The sequence below is a fragment of the Mycobacterium persicum genome, from assembly GCF_002086675.1.
Lineage (GTDB): Bacteria > Actinomycetota > Actinomycetes > Mycobacteriales > Mycobacteriaceae > Mycobacterium > Mycobacterium persicum.
The window spans coordinates 1-5,108 of sequence record NZ_MVIF01000174.1 but is presented as its reverse complement, the minus strand read 5'-3'; the positions used below and the strand labels follow the sequence as shown (position 1 = coordinate 5,108).

Genomic DNA, 5,108 nt, shown 5'->3' with positions numbered 1-5,108 from the left:
GGCGCACTGGCGCCCCCGCCAGCGCCCTCGCATCTGCCTTCAGTGGCATCGGCGGCAATGGTGGCGCTGCCGGCCTGATTGGCGACGGCGGTCCGGGGGGCGCCGGCGGGGTCGGCAGCCACTGGGGTGGCAACGGCGGTGTCGGCGGCGCCGCCGGCCTGATCGGCAACGGCGGGCTCGGCGGAGCGGGCGGGTTCGCCTCCAACCGCGCCGGCCTCGGCGCTGACGGTGGAGCAGGCGGACTTCTGATGGGCGACGGTGGTGACGGCGGCCACGGCGGCACCAGCAACGCCGGAACGGCGGGGTCGGGCGGGCATGGCGGTAACGCACGAGGGCTGTTCGGCGCCGGCGGCGACGGCGGGGCCGGCGGGACCAGCTACCTCGACCCCTTCCGCAGCGGCAATTGGGACAAGTTCGGCGGTGACGGCGGCAACGGCGGCGCCGCGGGCGTGTTCGGTAGAGGCGGCGCCGGCGGCGCCGGCGGCGACGCCGTGGCACGCGGCGGCGACGGCGGCCACGGCGGCACCGGCGGGCGCCTGCTGGGCAACGGCGGCGACGGCGGCCACGGCGGCGCCGGCGGTATCGGCGAGATCCTTAACCCCGCTGACGGTGAAAACACCGACAAGTTCGGCGGGGCCGGTGGCAACGGCGGAGCCGCGGGCCTGCTCGGCGACGGTGGCACCGGCGGTGCGGGTGGTGTCGGCGGCGCCGGAAGCAATGGACCCGCACGCGGCGGCGCTGGCGGCGACGGCGGTGCCGGCGGGCAGCTGCTGGGCAACGGCGGCGACGGCGGTCACGGCGGCGCCGCCGCTACCAGGGACATCCCCCTCCCCGCTCCAGGTGAGAACACCGACAAGTTCGGCGGCGCCGGCGGCAACGGCGGAGCAGCTGGCCTGCTCGGCAACGGTGGCACCGGCGGCGCCGGCGGCAGCGGACTTAAACGTGGCGGCGACGGCGGTGCAGGTGGCTCCGGCGGGAGCGTCGCCGGCAACGCTGGCGGCGGCGGAGCCGGCGGCATCGCGACCGAGGGAGTAGCCGGCGCCGGCGGCGCGGGAGGAAGCGCTGCCGGGTGGTTCGGTCAGGGTGGTACCGGCGGGGCCGGTGGTGACATCCTCGCCAGCAAGCTAGTACCCACCAGTGCGGGCCGGGGCGGTGACGGCGGTGCCGGCGGGATGCTGGCCGGTAGCGGCGGCGCCGGCGGGCAAGGCGGCACTTCCAACGGTGGGACAGGCGGCGACGGCGGCGACGGCGGCCACGCCCGGGGCCTGTTCGGTGACGGCGGTAACGGGGGTCGCGCCGGGTTCGGGCGGTTCCAGGGCCGCGGCGGCGACGGCGGCAGCGCTGGGTTGTTGATCGGTAACGGCGGCAACGGTGGGTGGGGTGCTGCCGGAACCAACTCCGTTGCCGGCGGTCGCGGCGGCGACGGCGGCGATGCCGGCTTGCTGTTCGGCTTCGGCGGCAATGGCGGGGACGGTGGTCTCAGCGGCGGCCTGGCCGGCGGAGGCGAGGGTGGTATCGGGGGCCGCGGCGGGGCGATTGGGGCGCCCGGCGCACCTGGCGCCCACGGGTAACGCGGTGTGACGCTGGGCGGGTGGCTGATCCCCGAGTTACGCGTGCCGGAAATACTCCACCGTGCGCCGCACGCCCTCGGCCAGCTCCACCCGGGGCCGCCAGCCCAACACCCGCTCGGCCAAGCCGATGTCGAGGCAGGACCGCTGCAGGTCGCCGAGGCGATCCGGATGAAACTCCGGGTCGTCGGGTCCCCCGACCGCCGCGGCGACCGCCGAATGCAGTTCACGGTCCGAGGTTTCGACGCCGGTGCCGACGTTGAAACGCTGCCCACCGCCCGCTTCCCCGGATGCCTTGACGAAGGCGTCCACCACGTCGTCGACGTACACGTAGTCGCGGGTTTTTCCGCCGTCGCCGAACACCTTGGTGGGCTTACCCGACAGCAGCGCCTGGGCGAAGATCGCCACCACACCAGCTTCACCGTGCGGGTCCTGGCGGGGGCCGTAGACATTGGCCGGCGCGATGTGTGAGCAGTCCAGGCCGTAGAGATGCCGGAAGGTGTTCAGGTAGATCTCCCCGGCCACCTTGCCCGCGGCGTACGGCGACGCCGGATCGGTGGGCACCGTCTCGGGAGTCGGATACACCGGCGGGACGCCGTAGATGGATCCGCCCGAGGACGTGTGCACGATCTTGCGGACCCGAGTGCGGCGTGCCGCTTCGGCCAGCCGCACCGTGCCGATCACGTTCACCTCGGCGTCGAACCGCGGGTCGGCCACCGAATGCCGGACGTCTATCTGCGCCGCCAGATGAAACACCACCTCCGGTCGGTGCTGGTCGAGGATGGCCCGCAAATCGGCGGTCACGATGTCGGCCTCGACGAAAACATGTGCGGGGTGCTCGGCGAGGTGCTCGAGGTTGGTGGCCCGGCCGGTCGCGAAATTGTCCAGCCCGACTACCGTGTGACCGTCGGCGAGCAGACGGTCGACTAGCGTCGATCCGATGAAACCGGCTGCCCCGGTGACGAGTGCGCGCACCGGCCCACCATACAGAGTGGCGTTGGCGGCCGCGCTGCTCATCACGGCACAGCTGGGCGTTCGCGCGGTGCTGGCATTCGGGGGTTACTTCTACTGGGACGATCTGATCCTGGTCGGCAAGGCCGGCACCCAGGGCCTGCTGTCGCCGTCGTACCTGTTCGACGACCACGACGGCCACGTGATGCCGGGCGCTTTCCTGGTTGGCGCTGCGATCATCCGGGCGGCGCCACTGGTCTGGACCGGTCCGGCAATCAGCCTGGTGGTGCTGCAGCTGCTGGCTTCGCTGGCATTGCTGCGGGCGCTGCGGGTGATCCTGGGCTGGCGTCCGGTTCTGTTGATTCCCTTGACGTTCGCGTTGTTCACCCCGTTGGGGGTACCCGGGTTCGCGTGGTGGGCGGCGGCGCTGAACTCGTTGCCGATGCTGGCGGCGCTGGCCTGGGTGTGCGCCGACGCGGTCCTGCTGATCCGCACCGGCAACCAGCGATACGCGGTGACCGCCACGCTGGTTTACCTCGTCGGTCTGCTGTTCTTCGAAAAGGCCGCGGTAATCCCGTTTGTCGCGTTCGCGGTGGCCGCGCTGTGGCGCCACGTCGGGGGCGACCCGCGGGCGCTGCGAACGGTATGGCGGGCGGGTTTCCGGTTATGGACGGCCTCGCTGGCGCTGACCGCTGCCTGGGTGGCGCTGTATCTGGCGGTGGTCAACCAGAAACGGTGGAGCTCGGACCTTTCGATGACGTGGAATCTGCTGCGCCGCTCGATCACCCACGGCATCGTGCCGGGTCTGGCCGGCGGGCCCTGGCACTGGGATCGCTGGGCGCCGTCGTCGCCGTGGGCCACGCCGCCGTCCGCGGTGATGGCCCTCGGCTGGTTGGTGCTGCTTGGCGTGCTTGGCCTTTCGTTGATCCGCAAGCGCCGCATCGGTGCGGTCTGGTTGACCGCGGCAGGCTATACCGTCGCCTGCCAGGTACCCATCTATCTGATGCGCTCGTCACGGTTCACCGCACTCGAATTGGCCCAAACACTAAGGTATTTGCCGGATCTCGTGGTCGTACTGGCGCTGCTGGGCGCTATCGTGTTCGCTGCGCCCAACCGGGAAACACCGTGGCTGGACTGGCTGGACCGCTCACCGCCGCGCGCCGCGGTGACGGCCGGCCTGACTGTGCTGTTCCTGGCCAGCAGCCTGTATTCCACGGCGACATTTCTGACCAGTTGGCGGGACAACCCAACCAAGGCATACCTACAGAATGCGAAGGCCAGTCTTGCTGCGGCACATGCCGATTCGAGTGCACCGCTGCTGGATCAGGAAGTCGACCCGCTGGTGCTGCAGCGGGTGGCCTGGCCAGAGAACCTGGCCAGCCACATGTTCGCGCTGCTACGCGACCGCCCCGAATTCGAAACGGCGACAACTCGATTGCGCATGTTCACCAGCTCCGGCAGTCTGGTCGACGCGCGAGTGACCTGGATCCGCACCATTGTTCCCGGCCCGCAGCCGCGCTGCGGCTACTTCACCCAGCCGGACCAGCCGACTCGGCTGGTCCTCGACGGCCCGCTGTTGCCCGCCGACTGGACGGTCGAACTCAACTACCTGGCCAACAGCAACGGATCGATGACGCTGTCGCTATCCGATGGACCCGAGCGGAAGGTCCCGGTGCATCCAGGCCTCAACCGCGTCTACGCCCGGCTGCCCGGCGCCGGGGACGCGATCGCGGTGCGGGCCAACACCACTGCGCTGTCGCTGTGCATCGCGTCGGGTCCGGTGGGTTACCTGGCACCGATGTGACGGTCCAATCCGGACAATGTCGGGGTGACGGCCCAGCTGGGCCGAGCGTTTGGAGCCGCCTAGGAGAATCGAACTCCTGACCTATTCATTACGAGTGAATCGCTCTACCGACTGAGCTAAGGCGGCTGTACCTGCTGGCGCCATCGCGCCGGGCGGCACGAGTCTACGGCAGGCGGGCAGAATCACCCAAGCTCCTGGCCGATGGTGGCCACCATGGCGTCGACCGCGAACTTGGGTTTGACGTTGATCGCCAGCGCTTCGCGGCAGGCCAACACGGCCTCGATGCAACGCAACAGCCGATCGGGTGTGGCATGCGCGGCCAGCGCCGCGGCCCGGTCGGCCATGTCCGGGTGATTGGCCGCTACGGTGGCCGCGTTCGCCGACACCAGCAACGCATCCCTGAAGTAGCCCGCCAGGTCGATCAGTGCCCGGTCCAGCGCATCCCGCGAGGCGCGGGTGTGACGGGATTTCTGCCGTCGTTCCAGCTCTTTGATGGCACCCGTGGCGCCGCGCATCGCCCCGGCGGTCCCCTTACCCGTGCCGCCAGCCCCCAGCGCCGTGCGCAGCTCCTCCGTCTCGGCCTCGGCCCGGTCCGCGGTCAGCACCAGCGCTTCGGCCTCGGCGGCGGCGACCAACTCCTCGGAAGCGGCGTAGGCGCGCCCCCCCCCGCCCGCCCGCGGCGGGCCCCCCCCCCCGCGCGGCCGCGCCCGGCCCGGCGGCCCGGGGGGGGGGCCCCCCGCGCGCCCCCCCGGCCCCCCCCCCCCCCCCCCCCGCGCCCCCCCCCC

At 71.7% G+C, this 5,108-nt stretch carries 3 protein-coding genes, 1 tRNA gene and 1 pseudogene; 2 read left to right on the top strand and 3 right to left on the bottom strand.

Annotated elements, in window-relative coordinates; genetic code table 11:
- Positions 1-1,571: PE family protein (locus tag BST40_RS32150; RefSeq protein WP_158084045.1), on the top strand; the 1,571-nt coding region annotated here is incomplete at its 5' end.
- A gap of 36 nt (positions 1,572-1,607) precedes the next feature.
- On the opposite strand, the gene BST40_RS27205 is transcribed toward BST40_RS32150, so the two are convergent.
- Complete coding sequence (locus tag BST40_RS27205; RefSeq protein WP_083156404.1) at positions 1,608-2,543, bottom strand: NAD-dependent epimerase/dehydratase family protein; 936 nt, start codon at positions 2,541-2,543, stop codon at positions 1,608-1,610.
- Here BST40_RS27205 and BST40_RS27200 point away from each other — a divergent pair.
- Positions 2,509-4,323, top strand: a complete 1,815-nt coding sequence (locus tag BST40_RS27200; protein ID WP_083156402.1) for a hypothetical protein — start codon at positions 2,509-2,511, stop codon at positions 4,321-4,323. The two genes, BST40_RS27205 and BST40_RS27200, sit on opposite strands and share 35 nt — an antisense overlap.
- Before the next feature lie 50 nt (positions 4,324-4,373).
- Here BST40_RS27200 and BST40_RS27195 read toward each other — a convergent pair.
- A tRNA-Thr gene (locus tag BST40_RS27195) sits at positions 4,374-4,449 on the bottom strand.
- 56 nt (positions 4,450-4,505) lie between these two features.
- Positions 4,506-5,108: pseudogene (locus tag BST40_RS27190) on the bottom strand (DNA polymerase III subunit delta'); the annotation flags it as partial.